The organism is Tomitella fengzijianii, from assembly GCF_007559025.1.
GTDB classification, from domain to species: Bacteria; Actinomycetota; Actinomycetes; order Mycobacteriales; family Mycobacteriaceae; genus Tomitella; species Tomitella fengzijianii.
Genome location: NZ_CP041765.1, coordinates 1,109,507 through 1,129,946 on the forward strand (window position 1 = coordinate 1,109,507; position 20,440 = coordinate 1,129,946).

Consider the following 20,440-nt stretch of genomic DNA (forward strand, 5'->3'; position numbering starts at 1 on the left):
GGCAATTGATAGGACTGCGTAAAAGCGCGCGTGGCGACGGCGACGACGGTCGCGCTGGAGACGGCGCCCACGTCGATTCCGAAGCGAACGACACCGCCGAAGCGAACGACACCGCCGAAGCGATCGACACCGCCGAAGCACAGGACACGCTCGCATCGGCCGACGTCGCGGAAGCGGGGCGGGCGCGAGGGCCCCGCTGGTTGTTCCCCGTCGTATCGGGGGTCGTCATCGTCGCTCTGCTTGTGGCGATGAGCCTGCTGTTGTGGCAGCGATACGGGGCGACGGACTCGAACGGCTCCGGCAGCGGCGTGCAGAGCGCTTTGCAGTCGCCGGCCATCGATGTCGCGGAGAAGGTGGTGCTGGGTGTCACCAACGTCAACCCGGACACGGTGAAGGCCAACGCGGACGAGGTGCTCGCGAACTCCACCGGGTCCTTCCACGACGACTACCAGTCCGCGCAGGGGCAGTTCGCCACCCTCGTCGGCAAAGCGGATGCGACCTCGAAGGGCACGATCGTGCAATCGGGGCTCGAGTCGATCAAGGGCGACACCGCGACGGTTCTGGTGGTGGTGTCCACGGACGTGCAGAACTCCGCGCTGCCGGAGGCGTCGCAGCGCGGGTTCCGCCTCCGGGTGACGCTGGAGAAGGACGGGAACGACTACAAGGTGTCGAATCTGGAGCAGGTGCCGTGACGGTGGACGACGAGCTGACCGGAACCGACCCGATCGACGAAGGCGGGACGTTCGACAACCCGCGCAGGGGCCGTGCACGGCTGTTGCTGCGGGCCGCGACGGTGGCGGTCATCGTGGCGCTGGCGGCCGTGGTGGGCTGGCTCGCGTGGGGATACTTCTCCGAAGACGCGTCGCACACCGATGCGGCCGCAGCCATCGGGCGGACACCGGAGGACGACGCGGACCCCGCCTCCAACGGGGCCGGCGCCCCCGTGGTGTGGGGCCGGGGGACCGGGCCGGCGACGGCGGCGGTCCGGGCAGCGGTGAGCGGCACCGAATCGATTTTCGGATACACCTATGACAAGGCCGAGCAGCAGCTCGGCGACGCTTCCAACGCGCTGACCGGGGACTTCCAGGACGAGTTTCGCGAGTACGTGACCACTCAGCTCGTTCCGGCGGCCAAGGAGAAGAAGGCCTCGGTGGCGGCGACGGTCGTGGGGGCGGCTCCGGTGCGGTTCTCGGACGACTCGGCGGAGGTGCTGGTGTTCATGGACCAGGTCGCCAAGACGGAGGGCGCCGACCAGACGGCGTTCACGCCCAGCCAGATGATGGTCTCGCTGGGGAACACGGACGGAAAATGGCTGATCAGCGACGTGCAGCGCATCGCTTTCTGACCGGGCGGCGGGCCTATTGCGGCTCCTGCGTGGAGGTCGACCTGAGGACCTCGAGAAACATCCGTGCCCACCGGTCGACGTCGTGCGCCAGCACCTGCCTGCGCAGCGCGCGCATACGGCGCCGGCCCGACTCGCGGTCCTGCGAGACGGCGGCCGCCATCGCGTTCTTGACGCCTTCGATATCGTGCGGGTTGACCAGGTAGGCCTGCTTGAACTCGGACGCGGCGCCGGCGAACTCGCTGAGCACGAGTGCCCCGTCCAGCCGCACCTTGCTCGCCACGTACTCCTTCGCCACCAGGTTCATGCCGTCGCGCAGGGGGGTCACCAGCATGACGTCGGCCGCCACGAAGAACGCCGTGAGCTCCTCACGCCCCACCGGCCGGTGCATGTAGTGCACCATCGTGCTGCCGACCTCGCCGTACTCGCCGTTGATGCGGCCGACCTGCTCTTCGATGGACCGCCGCATGATGGCGTACTGCTCGACGCGTTCCCGGCTGGGCGTCGCCAACTGCACCATCACGGTGTCCGAGGGGTCCAGGCGTCCCTCCTGGAGGAGCTCGCCGATCGCGCGCAACCTCATGTCGATGCCCTTGGTGTAGTCCAGGCGGTCCACGCCGAGCATGATCACCCCCGGGTTGCCGAGCTGCCTGCGGATCTCCGCGGCTCTGTCGCGGACGGTGCGGCTGCGGGCGAGGCGATCGATCCTGGTCGAGTCGATGGAGATGGGGAATGCGCCGACGCGCACCGTACGCCCCTCGTGCGTGATCGAGCCGTGGCGCGCGAGCGGGCGGATGTACCCGCGGCTGGTCGGCAGGCCCAGCAGTTTACGGGCGAGGATCATGAAGTTGTCGGCGCCGCCGGGCAGCTGGAACCCGATGAGGTCCGCCCCCAGCATGCCCTCGACGACCTCGCGCCGCCACGGGAGCTGCATGAACAGTTCCACGGGTGGGAACGGGATGTGCAGAAAGAATCCGATGGTGAGGTCGGGGCGCAGCTCGCGGAGCATGCGGGGCACCAGCTGCAGCTGGTAGTCCTGCACCCAGACTGTGGCCCCGGGGGCGGCCGTCTTCGCTGTTGCCTCCGCGAACCGCCTGTTCACGTCCACGTAGCTGTCCCACCACTCGCGGTGGTACATGGGCTTGACGGCCAAGTCGTGGTAGAGCGGCCACAGCGTGCCGTTGGAGAATCCCTCGTAGTAGCGCTCGTAGTCGAGGGAGTCGAGCCGTACCGGGTGGAGTTCCAGGCCGTCCTCGACGAACGGGGCGACGTCGGCGTCGGCCTGTCCGGGCCAGCCCACCCATCCGCCGGAGTTGTTCCGCAGCACCGGTTCGAGTGCGCTGACCAGACCGCCGGGGGAGCGGCGCCACTCAGGCGCGCCGTCCGCGCCGGTGACCATGTCCACCGGAAGCCGGTTGGCCACGACGACGAAGTCCGAACCGACGTCCTTCTCGCTCACGCGGGCCTCCACACCGTCGTCTGCGCCGACCGCCGGACGGCGGTCGGGTCAACACCGATGGTGCCAGGTCATTCTTCGCGGGGCTGCGGGTCGATCCCCAGCATCGACAGGAACATGCGGCACTCCGCCGCATCCGTTGCGAATGCGGCGACGACGCGCTGAGCCTGGTGCGCGGTCTCGTCCGCCAGCGGTGCGAGATCCTCGTCGAGTTCCTGCGCGGCGCTTTCGCCGGTGGTTCGTGCCGCCATCGGTTCCTCCATATTAGGGGTGTTGGCCTGTGACTGGTTGTGTCGGTAGTGGCCCGCGCGGGGTGGACGGTGAGCGTGTGGGCGGAGACCCGGGCAGGGGCCTGCGGTAGGGCCGTTCCGGCCGCAGCCGCATGCCCACAGAGCCGACGCCGCTCGTCCGGAGCGCGGAGGCCGCGCGACCGCTGCGACACGAAGGTGCGGGCGGGGCGCGGATCAGTACGACTCTAGGAGACGGTTCGCTTGTTCCGCCACTTCGATTCCGTGTGTTCTCGGCCATGTCCGATGTCGCGGCCGATGCGCCGGACGATGGGCTTGGGCAACGCCGCGGCGCGCACTATTCGCGGCCGGCGGATGGTGCGGGCCGCCCATTCGCCGAGCACCACGCCTGCCGCGAGGGAACTGCCGATGCCGAACACGGTCGCGAGTCCGCTTAAGCCCGTGAGCGGTTCGTTGGAAAGGAATGAGTACAGGCTGCGATACAGGGACAGGCCGGGCAGCAACGGGGTGATGCCCGCTATGCCGACGATGATCGGCGGGGTCAGCGCGCGGCGGGCGAGCAGGCCGCCCGCGACGCCCACGACGGTGGCCGCGGTGCCCGCCGCGATGATCGGGCCGGTGGCCCAGATTTGCAGCACCGTGTAGACCAGGCTGCCGACCGCGCCCGCCGCGGCGGCCACGCTCACCGCGCGCGCCTCCGCGTAACAGGCCAACGCGAAGAACCCGGCGGCGAAGGCGCCCGCGATCACCTGGACCGGGATGCGGGTGAGGTCCCCGGAGTACTGCGCGGCGCTGATCGGCGGGAGGGTGAGGCCGACCGCATCGGATACGCGCAGACCGATCGCCACGCCGACGATGATGCCCGCTGTCATCATGAGGAGCTCGAAGAACCGGGCCGACGCGGTGATGGGGGCGCCGGTGATGGCGTCCTGGACCGAGCCGACCACGGAGAGGCCGGACAGCAGCACCACGATCCCCGAGGCGATGACCAGGGAAGGGCGCAGGTCCAGGCCCATGGCGTCGCGCGCGGAGTAGAGCCCTGCCGCAGGGATCGTGGCGATGAATCCGCCGACGATTTGCTGGAAGAAGTACGGCAGCCCGACTCTGTTGAGCACCAGGTTGGTCTGGTAGATCGCCATGGTGCACAGCAGCGCCACCGACGCGACGATCACGCCCGCGCCCAGCAACACCGCGATGGCGCCGGCCATTCCGGCCCACGCCACTGTCGAAACCCAGCGAGGGTACGGATGCGGCGAGTTGGTGATCGATTCGAGCTCGTTCCGGGCCTCGACGGGGCTGACCGCGCCGACGCGAATACGCCGGACCAGCCGGTCGATGGCCGCCAGCCTGCTGAAGTCGTGGGAACGGTGTTCGACGATCCGGATCGACCCGGCCGGTGGCAGCGTCGACCCGCGGCGGGCGCTGATCGCGATCGAGTTGAAGGTGACGTCCACGTCGCACTCCGCCAGGCCGTACGCCGCGGCGACCTGGCGGACCTGGATCTGTGTGTCGATGGCGCCGGTGCCCGACGCCATCAGGACCTCGCCCACCCAGATGGCGAGGCGGAGCACCTCGGTGACGGCGGTGTCGTCCGTGAGATCGATCGGCTGCAGCGGCGACGGCGGCGGCGTCGTCGTATCGACCGTGGCACGACGCACTTTGCGCGGGCGGCGCAGATCCTTGCGGCGGGTCAGACGCTGCGCGAGCGACCGCCGCGGAGGTGCCACGGCCGTCGGTGCGGAGGCCGCGGCGCCACCGACGTCCGCAGGAGTCGACCCCGGCGGGTCCGGAGGCTGAACCCCGGCGGGGTCGGCTGGTTCGGCGCTGTCAGTCTTCGACAAGATCCCCGTCCCCGAGTCCGGTCGCGGCAAAGGCGCTGGCGAGGTCCGGGTGCACGAACACGGAGCCGACCTGGTCGCCGGTGATCTGGAAAGCCGCGGCGATGGTGCGGGAGTCCGGCGCCTCGCCCGGAGTCGCCGAGCCGCTGGCGACGCTTTCCGAAACGACGAGATCGCCCCGCATGAACACGCGCTCGGGGGTCATCGTGGTGTGGGATTCGGACGCCCACTTGTTGAGCACTGCGAGGCCCTGTCCGCCGCCGTGATCGCCGGCGATCTCGATGCCGTCGCTGGATAACTCCAGAAGGGTGTCGATGTCCCCGGACGTCAGGGCTTCCTGCCAGGCGAGGGCAGTGGCGTAGGCGGTTGTGCTCATGCCGTCAACCGTAGTGGGTCCGGTGGCGGCGCACACTGTTCCCGGCGCGGATCCGCAGACTTGCGACGGCGATTCCGCGCGCAGGCGTCCGACGGCTACGATGTGATGCGGTCCGGCGGACCGGGCCGGTGCTGGAGTGGCGCAATTGGTAGCGCACCCGACTTGTAATCGGGCGGTTGCGAGTTCAAGTCTCGTCTCCAGCTCCGCCGAAACGCCAGGTCGCAGCAGGTGGTGACCTGGCGTTTCGCCGTGCTCGGACCGTGTCTCGCGGCCGGCGCTTCCTGCCTGCCGCCTCCACCCCGCTCGGCAGTGCGCCCCTCCGAGGGGGGCGATCAGGACTCGACGTGGGTGGACAGGTAGAGCGGTTCGCCGAGCTGGTTGATCAAGTCCAGCTGCCGGTCGAGGTAGTCGATGTGCTCCTCTTCGTCCTCGAGGATCGTCTCGAAGATCCGGGCGGAGGTGACGTCGCCTACGGAGCGCATGTATTCGATGCCGCGCTGCAGGCGGTCCACCGCGGCCACCTCGATCTGCTTGTCCGCCTCGAACATCTCGCTGACGGTCTGGCCGATGGCGATGACGCCGAGCCGCTGGTAGTTCGGCAGGCCGTCGAGGAACAGGATCCTGTCGGTGAGGATCTCCGCGTGCTTCATCTCGTCGATCGACTCGGCCCGGGTGTGGGAGGCCAGGCGCGCCCAGCCTCGGTCCTCCTGCATCTTGGAATGCAGGAAGTACTGGTTGATGGCGGTGAGCTCGGCGGTGAGCTGCTCGTTCAGAAAGTCGATGACCTGCTTGTCGCCCTGCATCGTGTCCTCCTCGTGGGGGTGGGATGACACGTGCCGCCGACAGCGAGGCAAGGCCGCCCGCGACACCGAGTCGAGTACTGGAAACAGTACAAGAATCCGGGGCGCGGATGCGCCTTAGTGCGAGACCGGCCGGTCAGCCCGCGATCTTCAGCTCGATCGTCCCACCCTCAGCGGGCTTCGACCGGAGAATCGCCTGAATCTTCTTCACGCACGCGCCGCAGTCGCGGCCGGCTCCGCAGCTGCGGCCGATCTTGTTGACGGAGGTGTGACCGCAGGCGATCTGTGCCCGGATGTCCTCGTCCGTGAAGGCGTGGCACATGCACACATACATCGGGATCCTCCACGGTCGTCGGGTGCGGCCTGCCGGAACGATGCCGACGGTCCGCCCTGGGCTGGCAGGCTCAGGTTAGCCTGCCCATACTTTAACAAGCATGGGCCCGATTCTCGTGTGATGTGAGTCTCAATTCCGCTTGGCGGGAGACGGACCGCATGTCCGCGCCCGCCCGCGCGTCAGTGCGGGTCGTGTTCTATCTCGGTGTAGACGTCGCGCACGGACCTCCGCCGGCGGCCGCCCGGGATCCGGTTGACGAGTTCGGTCAGCGGCTCGACGGCGGCGTTGAGCGTGATCACGGCGTCGTGCAGCCGGTCGATGGTGTCGCCCAGATCCACCAGCTGGTCGAGGGTGCCGCCCTCGGCGGTGAGCTTCTCCACGAAGCCCTCCTCCGCCAGCAGGCGCTCGGCCAGGCCGTCCTCGCCCAGGATGCGGTCGATGACGCCGCCCTCCGCCGTGATGCGGTCGAGGGCGCCGCCGTCGGAGAGCAGGCGGTCGATGGGGCCGTCCGCGGCGACGAGGTGGTCCAGCCCGCCGCCTTCGCGCAGGAAACGGTCGACGGGACTGCCGGGCCGGGCGAGGCGCTGCACCGGCCCCTCCTCGGACAGCACCCTGTCGAGGGCGCCGCCCGGCGCCATCGCCTGGCCCAGCGGGCGGTCGTTCGCGGTGACCTCCGCCAGCCGTTGCAGCAGTGCGATGGGGCCGTTCGGGTCGGTGAGGAGCTTGTTGATCTGCTCGGCCAGCCCGCCCGGGCCCACCACGGCGGAGAACTGGTCCGCGTACCCGCCGGGCCGGCGCAGCGGTCCGTCGGGCGCGACGAGCTGGCCCATGCCGAGGGTCGCCTGCGTCGCGGCCACGGCGACCTTGGCAGGAAGAGTGATCAGGTCGACGAATCCCATGCCGAAACATTAACCGAGCGGCGTGCAGTCCATGCTCCGGCGACCATGCTCCGGCGACCCGCCGGGGCGGCGCGGGTTCAGGCGCCGGCGACCTGCGCGCCGTGGCCCTGGGCCCGGAGCGCGGCCCGGATCCGCTCGGCTGCCACGTCCATCTGCTCCGGCGGGGCCTGCGGATCCGCCAGTGACAGGTCGAACCCCGACATGTCCGCAGCCGGGAACACGTGCAGGTGCAGGTGCGGCACCTCGAATCCGGCGATGAGCATCCCCGCGCGAGGCGCATCGAACGCGCTGCACACGGCCTTCCCGATGTGCTGAGCGACAGTCGAGCAGTGGGCGAACAGCGACGGGTCGACGTCCTGCCAGTTGTCGACCTCGTCGCGCGGGACGACGAGCGTGTGGCCCTGCGCGACCGGGGCGATGGTCAGGAAGGCGACCACCCGGTCGTCCGACCAGACGAACCGGCCCGGGATCTCGCCGGCGATGATCTTGCTGAATACGGTTGCCATGCGTACGAGCATCGCCGATGGCGGTCCATCCCGCTACCGCGCCCGCCGACGTCTCCGTAGCCGCGACTGCGCGCCCCGACCGCGTGCCCCGACGGCTCCCTCCCGAGCCCGGCACCGGTGCGTCGGCGCACCTCGGTCCACGTAGTCTGTCCGGGTGCGCGTACTCGTGATCGGCTCCGGAGCCCGTGAACATGCCCTCGTGTCGGCTCTCGCCGACGACCCCGCAGTGGAGGCGGTCGTCTGCGCCCCCGGTAACGCGGGCATCGCCGCCCGGGCGCAGGTCCTGCCTGTGGACGCGGCGTCGGGCGACGCCGTCGTCGGGCTGGCGAGGGACACGGCCGCCGACCTGGTCGTCGTCGGGCCCGAGGTGCCGTTGGTGCTCGGCGTCGCGGACGCGGTGCGGGCGGCGGGGATCGCCTGCTTCGGGCCGTCGGCCGCCGCGGCCCGGATCGAGGGGTCGAAGGCGTTCGCGAAGGACGTCATGGCCGCGGCCGGGGTGCGCACCGCGCGCGCCGAGTCCGTGGACAACGCCGGCGACCTGGACGCCGCGCTCGGCCGATTCGGCCCCACCTGGGTGGTCAAGGACGACGGCCTGGCCGCGGGCAAGGGCGTTGTCGTCACGGCCGACCTCGAGGAGGCGCGCGCACACGCCGCCGCGGTCCTCGACGGCGGGCACCCGGTGCTGCTGGAATCCTTCCTGTCCGGGCCCGAGGTTTCGCTCTTCTGCCTGGTGCATGGGCGCACCGTGGTCCCGCTGCTGCCCGCACAGGATCACAAGCGCGCTGGTGATGGCGACGCCGGGCCCAACACCGGCGGCATGGGCGCCTATGCGCCGCTGCCCTGGCTGCCGCAGGAGATGACCGACCGGATCGTCGACGAGGTCGTCGCCCCCGTGGCCGCGGAGATGGCCGACCGCGGCTGCCCCTACACCGGGCTGCTGTACGCGGGGCTCGCCATCGACTCCGAGGGGCCCGCGGTGGTGGAGTTCAACTGCCGGTTCGGCGACCCGGAGACGCAGGCGATCCTGCCGCTGCTGCGCACGCCGCTGGGCGCGGTGCTCGCTGCTGCGGCCGACGGCACCCTGGCCGGCCTGCCGCCACTGGAATGGCGCGCCGGCGCGGCGGTCACGGTGGTGCTCGCCGCGCAGAACTACCCCGCCATCCCGCGCACCGGCGACGTCATCAGCGGGGCCGGGCTCGCGGACGGTCCGGACGGGACGGCGGTGCTGCACGCCGGCACCGCGCGAGGTGAGGATGGCCGGCTGGTCTCGGCGGGCGGGCGCGTCCTGAACGTCACCGGCACCGGGGACGATCTGGCGCAGGCGCGGGCGGCGGCCTACGCACGCCTGGCACAGATCAACCTCCCCGGGGCCCACCACCGCACCGACATCGGACTCGCCGCGGAGCAGGGGCGCATCAGCGTCTAGGGGTGCCGGGCCGGGAGCGGCCACGCGGGCCGGGAGTGCGCCGCGGCACGAGCTAGTGTCATGGCGTGGTCACACAGTCGCGGCGCTCAGGCATCGAGCCCTTCCATGTCATGGACGTGCTCAAAGCGGCGGGAGAGCGCTCCCGCGCGCACGGAGATCTGGTGAGCCTGGCCGCCGGGCAGCCGTCCACGCCCGCCCCCACACCGGTGCTCGCCGCGGCGCGAGAGGCGCTCGGATCGCACCTCCTCGGCTACACCGAGGCGCTGGGCATCCCGGAACTGCGCGAGGCCATCGCCCGGTACCACCACGAGCGTTCCGGCGTGGCCGTGGACGCGGACGACGTCATCGTCACCACCGGGTCCTCGGGAGGATTCACGCTGATCTTCCTGGCGGCGTTCGATGCCGGGGACACGGTCGTGATGGCCCGTCCCGGATACCCGGCCTACCGCAACACGCTGGCCGCCCTGGGTTGCCGCGTGGTGGAGATCGACTGTGGGGCCGACACCCGGTTCCAGCCCACGGTGGAGATGCTCGAAGAGCACACACGCCGGGCGGGGGCGGCGCCCGCGGGGCTCATCGTCGCGAGCCCCGCCAACCCCACGGGCACCGTGATCGATCCCGCCGGTCTGGCCGCGCTGGCCCGCTGGTGCGAAGAGCACGGCACACTGCTCGTCTCCGACGAGATCTACCACGGGATCGAGTTCTCCTCCGGGGCGGACGCGGGCGGCCCAGCCCCGGGCGGCCCAGCCCCGGACGGCCCAGCCCCGGACGGCCCTGCGGGCCGTGCGGAGGCGCTGCCGCCGACCAGCAGCGCCTGGGAGACGTCCCGCGAGGCCGTGGTCATGGGCTCGGTGTCCAAATACTTCTCGATGACGGGGTGGCGTCTGGGCTGGATGCTCGTGCCGCGCGGGCTGCGGCGCGCGGTCGACCGGCTCACCGGCAACATGAACATCTGCCCGCCCGCGCTCTCCCAGGTGGCCGCCGTCGCCGCCTTCTCGCCCGAATCGCGTGCGGAACTGGATGCGCACGTGCGCCGGTACGCCCGCAACCGGGCCCTGATGCTCGAGGGGCTGCCGTCGATCGGGATCGGCGACCTGGCGCCCGCGGACGGCGCCTTCTACGTCTACGCCGACATCGGTCACCTCACCCGGGACTCGCTGCGGTGGTCCACGGGCCTGCTGCGGGACACGGGCGTCGCCGTCACCCCGGGTGTGGATTTCGACACCCGCCGCGGCGGCGCCACCATCCGGATGAGCTTCGCGGGGGCCGAGGAGGAGATCGCGGAGGCGCTGGACCGGATGGGCAGCTACCTGCCGCACCGCGCCTGAGCGCGCTGCCGGACGAGCGTCCGGATCGTGGCGTCGCATTTCCGCGCAGGCGGACATCGGCATGCGCGGAGCGGGGCGTGCACGGCGTCGGGTTATGACACTATTGCGCCATGCCGACCGCATCCACGAGCAAGGGGGAGCTGCGGCGCCGATGCCTGGTCGACGCCGCAGTGGAGTTGCTGCGCGAGGGCGGCATCAGCGCCATCCGCCACCGGGCCGTGGCCGAGCGGGCGCACGTGCCCCTGTCCGCCACCACCTACTACTTCAGTTCCATCGACGACCTCGTGGCCAGTGCCATCGAGAAGTGCTCGCTGCACGAGCACGAGCGCATGCAGGACCTCGTCGATCGCATCACGGTGCGGCGCCGGGGCGGCCCCGCCACAGCGGATCTGCTCGCGGATCTGTTCGCCGCGCCCGGCGGAGTAGTGGAGCGCGACATGCTCATCGCGCGCTACGAGCGCCTGACGGGTTCCGCGCGCGTGCCGGGCCTGCGCGAACTGCAGCTGGGCCTGGCCCGGCCGTACGGGTGGATGCTCGCCGAGGTGCTGCGCAAGTGTCGCCGCCGGGCGGAACCCGAGGGCATGGCGGGCATCACCGCGATCATCAACGGCACGATCCTGGCCGGCCTGCTCGACACCTCGGCCGACCTGCACGCGGCCACCCGCGACGCGCTGCTTCCCGTGCTCGGCGTCTTCGCTCCGCCGCTGGCGGGCGGGGAGGTGCGGGGCGCCGCCGCCGATCCCGCATAATGGGCGGCGTGGCCGATTCGACGCACGCAGACTCCCCTTCCTTCTCGCCCGCAGCCTCCCCCGCAGCAGCCCCCGCGGCGCCTCCCGTGATCATGGACGTCCTCGCCCAGCGGTACGCGAGCGGCGAGCTGGTCCGCCTGTGGTCCGCCGAGCGCAAGATCGTCGCCGAGCGGCGGTTGTGGCTGGCGGTGCTCCGCGCACAGGCCGAGCTGGGCATCGAGGTGCCCGCCGGGGCCTTCGACGACTATTCGCGCGTTCTGGAACAGGTGGACCTGGCGTCCATCGCGGCACGCGAGCGGGTCACCCGCCACGACGTCAAGGCCCGCATCGAGGAGTTCAACGCGCTCGCGGGGCACGAGCACATCCACAAGGGCATGACCAGCCGCGACCTGACCGAGAACGTCGAGCAGCTGCAGGTGCGCGATTCCCTCGAGCACGTGTACCGGCGGGGTATCGCGGTGGCCGCGCGCCTGGGCGAGCGGGCGGCGCAGTACTCGACGCTGGTGATGGCCGGCCGCAGCCACAACGTGGCGGCGCAGGCGACCACGCTGGGCAAGCGCTTCGCATCGGCGGCCGACGAACTGCTTCTGGCGCTCACGCGGCTGCGCGAACTCATCGACCGCTACCCGCTGCGGGGCATCAAGGGGCCGATGGGCACGGCGCAGGACATGCTCGACCTGCTCGGCGGCGACGCGGCCAAGCTCGCCCGGCTCGAGGAGAGCGTGGCCGGGCACCTCGGCTTCCCGCACGTGTTCACCAGCGTGGGCCAGGTCTACCCGCGTTCCCTCGACCACGATGCGCTTTCCGCGCTGGTCCAGGTGGCCGCGGGGCCGTCGTCGCTTGCGCACACGATCCGGCTGATGGCCGGCAACGAGCTGGTCACCGAGGGTTTCCAGCCTGGCCAGGTCGGCTCGTCGGCGATGCCGCACAAGATGAACACGCGCTCGTGCGAACGGGTCAACGGGCTGCAGGTGGTCCTGCGGGGCTACGCGTCGATGGCGGCGGAACTCGCCGGCGCACAGTGGAACGAAGGCGACGTGTTCTGCTCCGTCGTGCGGCGCGTGGCGCTGCCGGACGCCTTCTTCGCCATCGACGGGCTTTTCGAGACCTTCCTGACCGTGCTCGGCGAGTTCGGCGCGTATCCCGCCGTGATCGGCAAGGAGCTCGACAGGTACCTGCCGTTCCTCGCCACCACGAAGATCCTCATGGCCGCGGTGCGGGCCGGTGTGGGGCGCGAGACCGCCCACGAGGTCATCAAGGAGCACGCGGTGGCCGTCGCGTTGGCGATGCGGGAGGAAGGCCGCGAGCCGGACCTCGTCGATCGCCTCGCCGCAGACCCCCGCCTTCCTCTCGACCGTGACGGTCTCGAAGCGGCGCTCGCGGACAAGGCCGCGTTCATCGGGGCCGCCGGCGCGCAGACCGCCGGGGTGGTCGCGCGCGTGCAGGAACTGGTCGATTCGGATCCGGCCGCGGCCGCCTACACCCCGGGTTCCATCCTCTAGCGGATAGGATGTACCACCGTGCGTCCCACACTGTCTGACTACAAGCACTTGAGCACCGGCAAGGTCCGGGAGCTCTACGAGATCGACGAGAAGACCCTGCTCATGGTCGCCTCGGATCGGATCTCCGCGTATGACCACATCCTGAGCACCCCCATCCCCGATAAGGGCAAGTTGCTCACCGCGATGAGCGTCTACTTCTTCGACCAGCTGTCCGTGCCGAACCACCTCGCCGGTGATGCGGAGGACGAGCGGATCCCCGAAGAGGTGCTGGGCCGTGCGCTGGTGGTGCACAAGCTCGAGATGATCCCGGTCGAATGCGTGGCACGCGGATTCCTCACCGGCTCCGGGATGGCCGACTATCGCGCCACGGGGGCGGTGTGCGGCGTCGCATTGCCGGACGGCCTGGTGGAGGCGAGCAGGCTGCCGGAACCGATCTTCACGCCGGCCCGCAAGGCCGCGGTGGGGGACCACGACGAGAACATCACCTTCGACCAGGTGGTGGCGGCGATCGGCGCAGACCTCGCCGTCAAACTGCGCGACGACACCATCGACATCTACTCGCGCGCGTCGATGCTCGCTTACGATCGTGGGATCCTGCTCGCCGACACGAAGTTCGAGTTCGGCACGGACCCCGGCGGCAACCTTGTGCTGGCGGACGAGGTGCTGACGGCGGATTCCTCCCGGTTCTGGCCGGTGGACGGGTATGCGGAGGGCAGCGCGCAGCCCAGCTACGACAAACAGTTCGTGCGTGACTGGCTCACCTCGGACGAGTCCGGGTGGGACCGCGCGTCGGACACGCCGCCCCCGCCGCTGCCGCAGCACGTCGTCGACGCGACCCGGCAGCGCTACGTGGAGGCCTACGAGCGGCTCAGCGGCCGCTCCTTCGACGACTGGCCGGGCGGAGAGTGATTCCCCGGCGGCCCCCCATTGCGCCTCGCCACCCGGAGCGGCGCACCCACCACGGCGACGGGTTCGTCGACGATTACGAGTGGTTGCGCGACAAGGACGCGCCGGAGGTGCGTGCCCACCTCGAGGCGGAGAACGCCTACACCGAGGCGCGGACCGCCGGGCTGACCCCGCTGCGCGATGCGGTGTTCGAGGAGATCCGCTCCCGCGTGCAGGAGACCGACCTGTCGGTGCCGGTGCGCGACGGCGGCTGGTGGTACTACAGCCGTACGGTCGAGGGCAGGCAGTACGCCCTGCACTGCCGGGCGCCCGCGGCCGCGGACGATTGGACTCCGCCGGTGCTCGCGCCCGGCGTCGCCGTGCCCGGCGAACAGGTGCTGCTCGACGGCAACGCCGAGGCGGAGGGGCACGAGTTCTTCGCGTTGGGCAGCTTCGCCGTCTCCGACGACGGGACGCTGCTGGCGTTCGCCGTCGACACCGCGGGCGACGAGCGGTACACGCTGCGGATCAAGGACCTGCGCACGGGAGAACTGCTGGGCGACGAGATCCCGGGCACCTTCCCCGGCGCGGTGTTCTCGCCCGACGGCCGCTACGTGTTCTACCCGACCGTCGACGACGCATGGCGTCCCGACACCGTCTGGCGGCACCGCGTGGGCACGGGCCGCGGCGACGACGTGCGGGTGTTCACGGAGCCGGACGAGCGCTACTGGCTCGGCATCGGCGTGACCCGCAGCCGCCGGTATATCGTGATCGAACTCGGCTCCAAGATCACGTCCGAGTCGTGGATCCTGGGCGCCGACGATCCCGCCGGCGAGTTCCGGGTGGTCCTGCCCCGAAGTGAGGGCGTCGAGTACGAGATCGATCACGCGGTGGTGGGCGGTGACGACCGCCTGCTGATCCTGCACAACGCCGACGGTGCGGAGAACTTCGCGCTCGCCCAGGCGCCGGTGGACCAGCCCGGGCGGATGACCGAGGTCATCGCGTATCGCGACGACGTGCGCCTGGAGCAGATCGACGTCTTCGCCGGGCACGTCGCTGTGGGCTACCGCAGCGGTGCCATTCCGCGTATCGGCGTGATGGCGGTGACCGCATCCGGGTTCGGCCCCGTGCGGGAGATCGGCTTCGACGAGGAGCTGTACTCGGCGGGCCTCGGCGCCACCTCCGAGTGGGAGTCGCCGCTGCTGCGCGTCGGCCAGACCTCGTTCGTCACCCCTGCACGGATCTACGACTACGAGTTCTCCACCGGGGAGCTGCACCTGCGCAAACAGCAGCCGGTGCTGCCCGACCCGTCGGGGCGGGCGTTCGACCCCGCCGACTACGAGCAGAAGCGCGAGTGGGCGACGGCGCCGGACGGCACCCGAATCCCGATCTCGATCATCCGGCGAGTGCCCGGCACCGACGGCCCGGCGGCCCCGGCGCCGACGCTGCTGTACGGCTACGGCTCGTACGAGATCAGCGTGGACCCGGAGTTCTCCATAGCGCGGCTGTCGCTGCTCGACAGGGGGATGGTCTACGCCGTGGCGCACGTCCGCGGCGGCGGCGAGATGGGGCGCCGCTGGTACGACGACGGCAAGCAGCTGGCCAAGCGGAACACGTTCACCGACTTCGTCGCTTGCACCCGCCACCTGGTGGACAGCGGGCTCACCACGCCCGCGCAGCTGGTGGCGGAGGGCGGCAGCGCGGGTGGGCTGCTGATGGGGGCGGTGGCGAACATCGCGCCGGAACTGTTCGCCGGCATCCTCGCCGTGGTCCCGTTCGTGGACCCGCTGACGTCCATCCTCGACCCGTCGCTGCCGTTGACCGTCATCGAATGGGACGAGTGGGGCGACCCGCTGCACGACCCCGAGGTGTACCGGTACATGAAGACGTACTCGCCGTACGAGAACGTCGAGAACCGCCAGTACCCGGCGATCCTCGCGGTCACCAGCATCAACGACACCCGGGTGCTGTACGTGGAGCCGGCCAAGTGGGTGGCCCGCCTGCGCGAGGTGGTCGACGAGAAGACGTCCGAGGGGATCCTGCTGAAGACGGAGATGGCCGCGGGGCACGGCGGGGTCAGCGGTCGCTACGACAAGTGGCGGCAGACGGCATTCGAGTACGCGTGGGTGCTGACCGCCGCGGGGGCGGCGTAGGCCGCGCGGGCTTCGCCGATTCGACACGGTTCGAGCACCGCGTGTGCACGCCGAGCGCCTGATCACGCGCTGACGGCGGGAGACGGTGTGCGGAACCGGGCGGGCGGCGGGCGCGCCGGAGTCAGCGGAATCCGGCGTCGTGCAGGATCCGCTGCCCTTTCTCGCCGGTGACGATGCCGACGAAATCGCGCGCCGCGCCCGCCTGGCCGCCGGCGCCGCCGAGCACGGCGATGGGGTAGTGGTTCACCGCGTGCCGGGCCTCCGGGAAGTCCACGGTGTCGACCCGGTTTCCGGCGGCCGCGGCGTCGGTGACGTAGACGAGTCCGGCGTCGGCCTGGCCCGCGAGTACTTTGCCGAGCACATCGGTGACGCTGTTCTCCTCGCTGACCGGGCTCAGTCGAACCCCCGCACCGTCCTCCACCCGTACGGCCGCGTCGCCGCACGGCACCTGCGGCGCGCACACGACCACTGAGACGCCCGGCCGGGCCAGATCGGCGAACGAGGCGATGCCGGCAGGGTTGCCGGGCGGGGTCACGATGGTGAGCACGTTGGAGGTGAACGTCTCCGGGTCCCCATCGGTGAGCCCCGCCGATGCGGCGTCCTGCATGACCGCCTCGTTGGCCGAGGCGAACACGTCCGCGTCGGCGCCGCTCGCGATCTGCTGCTCGAGCGTGTTGGAACCGCCGAAGGAGAATTCCACGTTCCGGCCCGGGTACTGCTCCTCGTAGACGTGGCCGATCTGCGTGAAGGTGTCCTTGAGCGAGGCCGCGGCGTAGACGGTGAGCGTGTCGGACGTGCCGGATGCGCAGGCCGACACTACGAGCACGGCGAGCGATGCCGCTGCGGCGCCGCACGCCCGGAGGGCCGGCCGCGTCCGCGGTGACCTCCCCGCCTTCATCGGGGCCCGTCCTCGGGGGCAGCCGGCGTCTCGACGATGACGTTGGTGGACTTGACCACGGCGACCGCGAGCACGCCGGGCGCGAGCCCCAGTTCGCGGGCCGAATCAGCGCTGATCAGAGAGACCACCGCGTGCGGGCCGGCCTGGATCTCCACCTGGGCCATCACGCCGTCCGTCTTGACCTCGGTGACGAGCCCCACCAGTCGGTTGCGTGCGGACCGCCCCACGGAGGAGGGGTCGTTCGCGGCGGCGGCGTGCGCGCGGGCGTGGCGGGCGAGCGCCGCACCGTCGATCATCGTCACCCCGCCGGGGCGGCTCTCGGCAGGCAGAGCGCCGGTGTCGATGAGGCGGCGCACGGTGTCGGTGCTGACGCCGAGGAGATCGGCGGCATGGCGGACGCGATACTCAGGCATGCGACCATCAAAGCTCATTATCGACGCAAATGCGACAATAATGGGCGTTGTCGTCGAGATTGGTGCATCGGGTGCCGCCGCGGCGGATCGGCGGCCGTTCCTGGCCTGCGCTCTTTGTGGGTAGCGTTGGGGCATGAGCGCAGACGACCTGATGAACCTGTCCGTCAACACCCTGGCCGGCGAGCCGACGACGATCGCGCATGCGACGGGCTCCGGCCCAGTGCTGGCGGTGAACGTGGCCTCCAAGTGCGGGCTCACGCCGCAGTACACGGCGCTGGAGCAGTTGGCGAAGGACTACGCCGCGCGCGGCCTCACCGTGGTGGGCTTCCCGTGCAACCAGTTCATGGGCCAGGAGCCCGGTACTGCGGAGGAGATCGCGGAGTTCTGCTCCGCGACCTACGGAGTCACCTTCCCGATGATGGAGAAGATCGAGGTGAACGGGAAGGGCCGGCACCCGATCTACGGCGTGCTGACGGAGAAGGCCGACGACGCGGGCGAGGCCGGCGACGTCCAGTGGAACTTCGAGAAGTTCCTCATCGGCGCCGACGGCGCCGTGTTGCGGCGCTTCCGGCCCACGACGACGCCCGACGACCCGGCTGTCATCGAGGCCCTGGAAGCTGCGCTGGGCTGAGCTGCGCTGGGCTGAGTAGAGCTGGGGCCGGGGCGGGGGTCAGGCGATCTCCACCGCCTCCTCGCGCGGCGGCGTCAGGAACCGCGAGTCCGCCGGACCGAGGTTCTGCAGCTGGCCCAGGTAGATCCCCAGCCCGGGCTCCGACACGATGGCGGTGTGGATCGGGATCGCGACGCGCGGCGCGACGGCGCGGAAGTAGTCGACGGTCTCCTGCAGCTTGGACCACGGTGCGGTGGCGGGCAGGGCCAGTACGTCGATGGGTTGTTCGGGGACGAACAGCGCGTCGCCCGGGTGCATGAATGCGCCCGCCTGCTGCGCCGTGGACAGGATGTAGCTCGCGTTGTCGACCAGCGGGATGTCCGGGTGGATCGTCGCGTGGGTGCCGCCGCCCACGTCCACGCGCACGTCGGCGATGACGAACTCGTCGCCGACGTGCGCCGCAGTGAACCGCGGACCCCATGCCTCGTCCGCCCACAGCCGGGCGCTCTGCGGGTCGCAGTACGCGGCGGCCTGCGGGTTGGCGTTGAGCAGTGCAGGCAGACGCGCCACGTCTCCGTGGTCCGGATGCTGGTGCGTCACCAGGATCGCATCGAGCCCCGTGAGCGGTTCGAAGCCGCCGGAGAGGTTGCCGGGATCGATGAGGATGCGCGCCCCGCCGAGCTCGACGAGCAGGCACGAGTGTCCGAAATGTGTCAGTCGCATGGCACCAGTATGCGACGGAACCGGACCGGTAGACTGCCACGTGGCCGACGGGTGTCGGCCGGGCGCCTCAGCCGGGGTTCCCGCAATCCATTCCGGATCCGGCCGCCGGATCCGATCTTTCGTTTCGACTTCGAGGAGCGACGCGTGGCCCGTGTAGTGGTGGACGTCATGCCCAAGGAAGAGATCCTGGACCCCCAGGGGCAGGCTATCGCCGGCGCGCTCGGCCGGCTCGGGTACGCCGGGGTGGCGGGTGTGCGGCAGGGCAAGCGCTTCGAGCTCGAGGTCGACGGTTCCGTCTCGGACGCGGACCTGGCCAAGATCGCCGAGGACGTGCTGGCCAACACGGTCATCGAGGACTGGAACGTCACCCGGGTGCAGCAGTCGTGAGCGCGCGCATCGGTGTCATCACGTTCCCCGGCACGCTCGACGATGTGGACGCGGCCCGTGCGGTGCGGGCGTCCGGCGCGGAGGCCGTGAGCCTCTGGCACGGCGACGCGGACCTCAAGGGAGTCGACGCGGTGGTCGTGCCCGGCGGCTTCTCCTACGGCGACTACCTGCGCTGCGGCGCCATCGCGCGCTTCTCGCCGGTGATGGGCGAGGTGGTCGAGGCGGCGGGCAGGGGCATGCCCGTGCTGGGGATCTGCAACGGTTTCCAGGTGCTGTGCGAGGCCGGCCTGCTGCCGGGCGCACTCACCCGTAACGAGGACCTGCTGTTCATCTGCCGCGATCAATGGCTGCGCGTGGAGTCCGACGCGACCGCGTGGACGGCGCGGTACGACGCGGGTGCGGAGATCCTCATCCCGCTCAAGTCCGGTGAGGGCCGATATCAGGCTCCGGCCGACGTGCTCGAGCAGCTCGAGGGCGACGGCCGTGTGGTGTTCCGCTACGTGGGCGACAACCCCAATGGTTCCCAGAGTGCGATCGCCGGTGTGGCCTCAGAGAACGGCCGGGTGGTGGGGCTTATGCCGCACCCGGAGCACGCCACCGAGGCGCTCACCGGCCCCAGCGACGACGGCCTCGGCATGTTCCTGTCGGTACTCGACGGGGTGCTCGCAGGGGCCTGACGGGTACGGCACGCAGACGCGGTTCCGGGGCACGTTCACCAGTGGTGAACGTGCCCCGGACTCTGTGCGAGGAGGGTTCGGCCGCCCCTACTTGCCGAGCGTCACCGCGGCTTCGTCGGAGTAGACCGCGAAGGTGAACGACTCGGTCAGGTACAGCTCGATGCTCTCGGCGTCGTGCGAGGTGTAGCCGATCGACAGGTCCTGGCCGATGTGCAGCGCGAAGTCGCCACCGCGGGTGGTGAGCACCACCGCGCCCTCGAGCCCCGGCGCCCACACGATGTCGCCGTCGATGAGCCGCTTGAGGTGCTCCTTGATGGGGTAGCCGTGGTCGGTGGTCTCGGACACGGCGGTGTACGCCTCGGCATCCATCAGGATCGAATACGGGCCGTCCACGCCGTCGAGGCGCAGGATGCTCAGCGCCTGGGCCAGTGCGGTGGGCGCCTGCAGCGGGTCGCCGGGCAGCGCCATCGGCTCGTGCGAGGCGGCCTGCTTGATGCCCGTGATGTGCGCGGCCGCATAGCCCTCGAAGATCGCGCGGTCCTCGTGCAGCGCGATGGTCTTGGCGGCCTCCTTCACCGGATCCCAGTCGGAGTCCTGCGAGCCGCGCTCCACGTCGTCGACGGCGGCCCGCGTCACCGTGAACGGCACCCGCAACTCGACGACGGGCCGGGCGGTGCGTAGCCGGGCCTGGACGCCGCCGCCGGGCGCGTCGATCGCCTCGGTGTGGCCGGTGCCCACGGCGGCGAGGTCGAGGCCCGCGGGGCCGACGACGTCGACGACGCGGCGGCCGGCGATGTTCCGCTTGAACGTGCGCCGGGCCTCCTCCTCGATCTCGGCCCAGGCGCCGTCGGTGATCGGTGCGAGTTCACGGTGCAGATTGCTCATCATGC

23 protein-coding genes and 1 tRNA gene are annotated in these 20,440 nt (G+C 70.7%); 12 read left to right on the forward strand and 12 right to left on the reverse strand.

Translation table 11 applies throughout. From position 1 onward, the window contains the following. Positions 1 to 5: 5 nt before the first annotated feature. Together FO059_RS05105 and FO059_RS05110 are read left to right on the forward strand one after the other, a co-directional pair. Positions 6 to 692: a hypothetical protein gene (locus tag FO059_RS05105; protein WP_143906917.1), complete on the forward strand. Its 687-nt coding sequence runs from the start codon at positions 6 to 8 to the stop codon at positions 690 to 692. Then, positions 689 to 1,345, forward strand: coding sequence for a hypothetical protein (locus tag FO059_RS05110; RefSeq protein WP_143906919.1), 657 nt, complete (start codon positions 689 to 691; stop codon positions 1,343 to 1,345). Before FO059_RS05105 ends, FO059_RS05110 begins: the two co-directional genes overlap by 4 nt. 13 nt (positions 1,346 to 1,358) lie before the next feature. Here the strand turns inward: FO059_RS05110 and FO059_RS05115 are convergent, their stop codons facing one another. From FO059_RS05115 to FO059_RS05130, 4 genes are all read right to left on the reverse strand, one after another. Next, positions 1,359 to 2,813, reverse strand: coding sequence for an alpha,alpha-trehalose-phosphate synthase (UDP-forming) (locus FO059_RS05115; RefSeq protein ID WP_233266901.1), 1,455 nt, complete (start codon positions 2,811 to 2,813; stop codon positions 1,359 to 1,361). 56 nt (positions 2,814 to 2,869) lie between these two features. Beyond that, entirely contained in the window at positions 2,870 to 3,049 is a 180-nt protein-coding gene (locus FO059_RS05120) for a hypothetical protein (RefSeq protein WP_199257066.1), read from the reverse strand. Positions 3,050 to 3,273: 224 nt separating this feature from the next. Then, entirely contained in the window at positions 3,274 to 4,740 is a 1,467-nt protein-coding gene (locus FO059_RS05125; RefSeq protein WP_143910454.1) for a threonine/serine exporter family protein, read from the reverse strand. Positions 4,741 to 4,873: 133 nt separating this feature from the next. Then, a complete protein-coding gene (locus FO059_RS05130; protein ID WP_143906923.1) occupies positions 4,874 to 5,260 on the reverse strand; it encodes a nuclear transport factor 2-like protein in 387 nt (128 codons plus the stop codon). 130 nt (positions 5,261 to 5,390) lie between these two features. Here FO059_RS05130 and FO059_RS05135 point away from each other — a divergent pair. Continuing rightward, a tRNA-Thr gene (locus FO059_RS05135) sits at positions 5,391 to 5,463 on the forward strand. 129 nt (positions 5,464 to 5,592) lie between these two features. On the opposite strand, the gene bfr is transcribed toward FO059_RS05135, so the two are convergent. From bfr to FO059_RS05155, 4 genes are all read right to left on the reverse strand, one after another. Then, positions 5,593 to 6,063 carry a bacterioferritin gene (gene bfr, locus FO059_RS05140; RefSeq protein ID WP_143906925.1) on the reverse strand — a complete coding sequence of 157 codons (471 nt, stop codon included), beginning with the start codon at positions 6,061 to 6,063 and terminating at the stop codon, positions 5,593 to 5,595. Between the two features lie 133 nt (positions 6,064 to 6,196). Further along, positions 6,197 to 6,394, reverse strand: coding sequence for a (2Fe-2S)-binding protein (locus tag FO059_RS05145; RefSeq protein WP_143906927.1), 198 nt, complete (start codon positions 6,392 to 6,394; stop codon positions 6,197 to 6,199). 179 nt (positions 6,395 to 6,573) lie between these two features. Continuing rightward, positions 6,574 to 7,293: an ABC transporter gene (locus FO059_RS05150; RefSeq protein WP_143906929.1), complete on the reverse strand. Its 720-nt coding sequence runs from the start codon at positions 7,291 to 7,293 to the stop codon at positions 6,574 to 6,576. Between the two features lie 77 nt (positions 7,294 to 7,370). Beyond that, the gene (locus tag FO059_RS05155; protein WP_143906931.1) at positions 7,371 to 7,799 is read right to left on the reverse strand and encodes an HIT family protein; all 429 of its coding nucleotides are present in this window, start codon (positions 7,797 to 7,799) and stop codon (positions 7,371 to 7,373) included. A 154-nt stretch (positions 7,800 to 7,953) separates the two neighbouring features. Between FO059_RS05155 and purD the strand changes: the two genes are divergently transcribed. The 6 genes from purD to FO059_RS05185 all read left to right on the forward strand — a co-directional run bounded on the left by purD (position 7,954) and on the right by FO059_RS05185 (position 15,842). Further along, on the forward strand, positions 7,954 to 9,225 hold the full coding sequence (gene purD / locus FO059_RS05160) for a phosphoribosylamine--glycine ligase (protein ID WP_143906934.1): 1,272 nt from the start codon (positions 7,954 to 7,956) through the stop codon (positions 9,223 to 9,225). A gap of 110 nt (positions 9,226 to 9,335) precedes the next feature. Further along, positions 9,336 to 10,553: a pyridoxal phosphate-dependent aminotransferase gene (locus tag FO059_RS05165; RefSeq protein ID WP_168226648.1), complete on the forward strand. Its 1,218-nt coding sequence runs from the start codon at positions 9,336 to 9,338 to the stop codon at positions 10,551 to 10,553. Positions 10,554 to 10,663: 110 nt separating this feature from the next. Beyond that, a complete protein-coding gene (locus FO059_RS05170; protein WP_143906937.1) occupies positions 10,664 to 11,302 on the forward strand; it encodes a TetR/AcrR family transcriptional regulator in 639 nt (212 codons plus the stop codon). A gap of 92 nt (positions 11,303 to 11,394) precedes the next feature. Beyond that, positions 11,395 to 12,804, forward strand: a complete 1,410-nt coding sequence (gene purB, locus FO059_RS05175) for an adenylosuccinate lyase (protein WP_143910455.1) — start codon at positions 11,395 to 11,397, stop codon at positions 12,802 to 12,804. An 18-nt stretch (positions 12,805 to 12,822) separates the two neighbouring features. Further along, on the forward strand, positions 12,823 to 13,713 hold the full coding sequence (locus FO059_RS05180; protein ID WP_143906940.1) for a phosphoribosylaminoimidazolesuccinocarboxamide synthase: 891 nt from the start codon (positions 12,823 to 12,825) through the stop codon (positions 13,711 to 13,713). Next, positions 13,710 to 15,842 carry a S9 family peptidase gene (locus tag FO059_RS05185; protein ID WP_143906942.1) on the forward strand — a complete coding sequence of 711 codons (2,133 nt, stop codon included), beginning with the start codon at positions 13,710 to 13,712 and terminating at the stop codon, positions 15,840 to 15,842. The genes FO059_RS05180 and FO059_RS05185 overlap by 4 nt, the downstream gene beginning before the upstream one ends. A 121-nt stretch (positions 15,843 to 15,963) precedes the next feature. Here FO059_RS05185 and modA read toward each other — a convergent pair whose 3' ends face one another. After that, positions 15,964 to 16,740 carry a molybdate ABC transporter substrate-binding protein gene (modA, locus tag FO059_RS05190; RefSeq protein ID WP_143906944.1) on the reverse strand — a complete coding sequence of 259 codons (777 nt, stop codon included), beginning with the start codon at positions 16,738 to 16,740 and terminating at the stop codon, positions 15,964 to 15,966. After that, positions 16,737 to 17,153 (reverse strand): TOBE domain-containing protein, encoded by a 417-nt coding sequence (locus FO059_RS05195; RefSeq protein ID WP_143906946.1) that lies wholly within the window; start codon positions 17,151 to 17,153, stop codon positions 16,737 to 16,739. Before FO059_RS05195 ends, modA begins: the two co-directional genes overlap by 4 nt. Before the next feature lie 133 nt (positions 17,154 to 17,286). Here FO059_RS05195 and FO059_RS05200 point away from each other — a divergent pair, with 133 nt between their 5' ends. Beyond that, complete coding sequence (locus FO059_RS05200) at positions 17,287 to 17,784, forward strand: glutathione peroxidase (RefSeq protein ID WP_143906948.1); 498 nt, start codon at positions 17,287 to 17,289, stop codon at positions 17,782 to 17,784. Between the two features lie 39 nt (positions 17,785 to 17,823). Here FO059_RS05200 and FO059_RS05205 read toward each other — a convergent pair whose 3' ends face one another. Then, complete coding sequence (locus tag FO059_RS05205) at positions 17,824 to 18,486, reverse strand: MBL fold metallo-hydrolase (RefSeq protein ID WP_143906950.1); 663 nt, start codon at positions 18,484 to 18,486, stop codon at positions 17,824 to 17,826. Positions 18,487 to 18,630: 144 nt separating this feature from the next. On the opposite strand from FO059_RS05205, the gene purS reads away from it, so the two are divergent. After that, entirely contained in the window at positions 18,631 to 18,873 is a 243-nt protein-coding gene (gene purS / locus FO059_RS05210) for a phosphoribosylformylglycinamidine synthase subunit PurS (protein ID WP_143906952.1), read from the forward strand. After that, a complete protein-coding gene (gene purQ, locus FO059_RS05215) occupies positions 18,870 to 19,550 on the forward strand; it encodes a phosphoribosylformylglycinamidine synthase subunit PurQ (RefSeq protein ID WP_143906954.1) in 681 nt (226 codons plus the stop codon). Before purS ends, purQ begins: the two co-directional genes overlap by 4 nt. Before the next feature lie 87 nt (positions 19,551 to 19,637). Here the strand turns inward: purQ and FO059_RS05220 are convergent, their stop codons facing one another. After that, entirely contained in the window at positions 19,638 to 20,435 is a 798-nt protein-coding gene (locus FO059_RS05220; protein ID WP_143910456.1) for a family 1 encapsulin nanocompartment shell protein, read from the reverse strand. Between the last annotated feature and the right edge of the window lie 5 nt (positions 20,436 to 20,440).

Coding starts and splice junctions, on each gene's coding strand:
- FO059_RS05120 (WP_199257066.1), bottom strand. CDS start 3,049: ATGGCGGCACGAACCACCGGCGAAAGCGCCGCGCAGGAACTCGACGAG.
- FO059_RS05130 (WP_143906923.1), bottom strand. CDS start 5,260: ATGAGCACAACCGCCTACGCCACTGCCCTCGCCTGGCAGGAAGCCCTG.
- bfr (WP_143906925.1), bottom strand. CDS start 6,063: ATGCAGGGCGACAAGCAGGTCATCGACTTTCTGAACGAGCAGCTCACC.
- FO059_RS05145 (WP_143906927.1), bottom strand. CDS start 6,394: ATGTATGTGTGCATGTGCCACGCCTTCACGGACGAGGACATCCGGGCA.
- FO059_RS05150 (WP_143906929.1), bottom strand. CDS start 7,293: ATGGGATTCGTCGACCTGATCACTCTTCCTGCCAAGGTCGCCGTGGCC.
- FO059_RS05155 (WP_143906931.1), bottom strand. CDS start 7,799: ATGGCAACCGTATTCAGCAAGATCATCGCCGGCGAGATCCCGGGCCGG.
- FO059_RS05165 (WP_168226648.1), top strand. CDS start 9,336: ATGGACGTGCTCAAAGCGGCGGGAGAGCGCTCCCGCGCGCACGGAGAT.
- FO059_RS05170 (WP_143906937.1), top strand. CDS start 10,664: ATGCCGACCGCATCCACGAGCAAGGGGGAGCTGCGGCGCCGATGCCTG.
- purB (WP_143910455.1), top strand. CDS start 11,395: ATGGACGTCCTCGCCCAGCGGTACGCGAGCGGCGAGCTGGTCCGCCTG.
- modA (WP_143906944.1), bottom strand. CDS start 16,740: ATGAAGGCGGGGAGGTCACCGCGGACGCGGCCGGCCCTCCGGGCGTGC.
- FO059_RS05195 (WP_143906946.1), bottom strand. CDS start 17,153: ATGCCTGAGTATCGCGTCCGCCATGCCGCCGATCTCCTCGGCGTCAGC.
- FO059_RS05200 (WP_143906948.1), top strand. CDS start 17,287: ATGAGCGCAGACGACCTGATGAACCTGTCCGTCAACACCCTGGCCGGC.
- FO059_RS05205 (WP_143906950.1), bottom strand. CDS start 18,486: ATGCGACTGACACATTTCGGACACTCGTGCCTGCTCGTCGAGCTCGGC.
- FO059_RS05220 (WP_143910456.1), bottom strand. CDS start 20,435: ATGAGCAATCTGCACCGTGAACTCGCACCGATCACCGACGGCGCCTGG.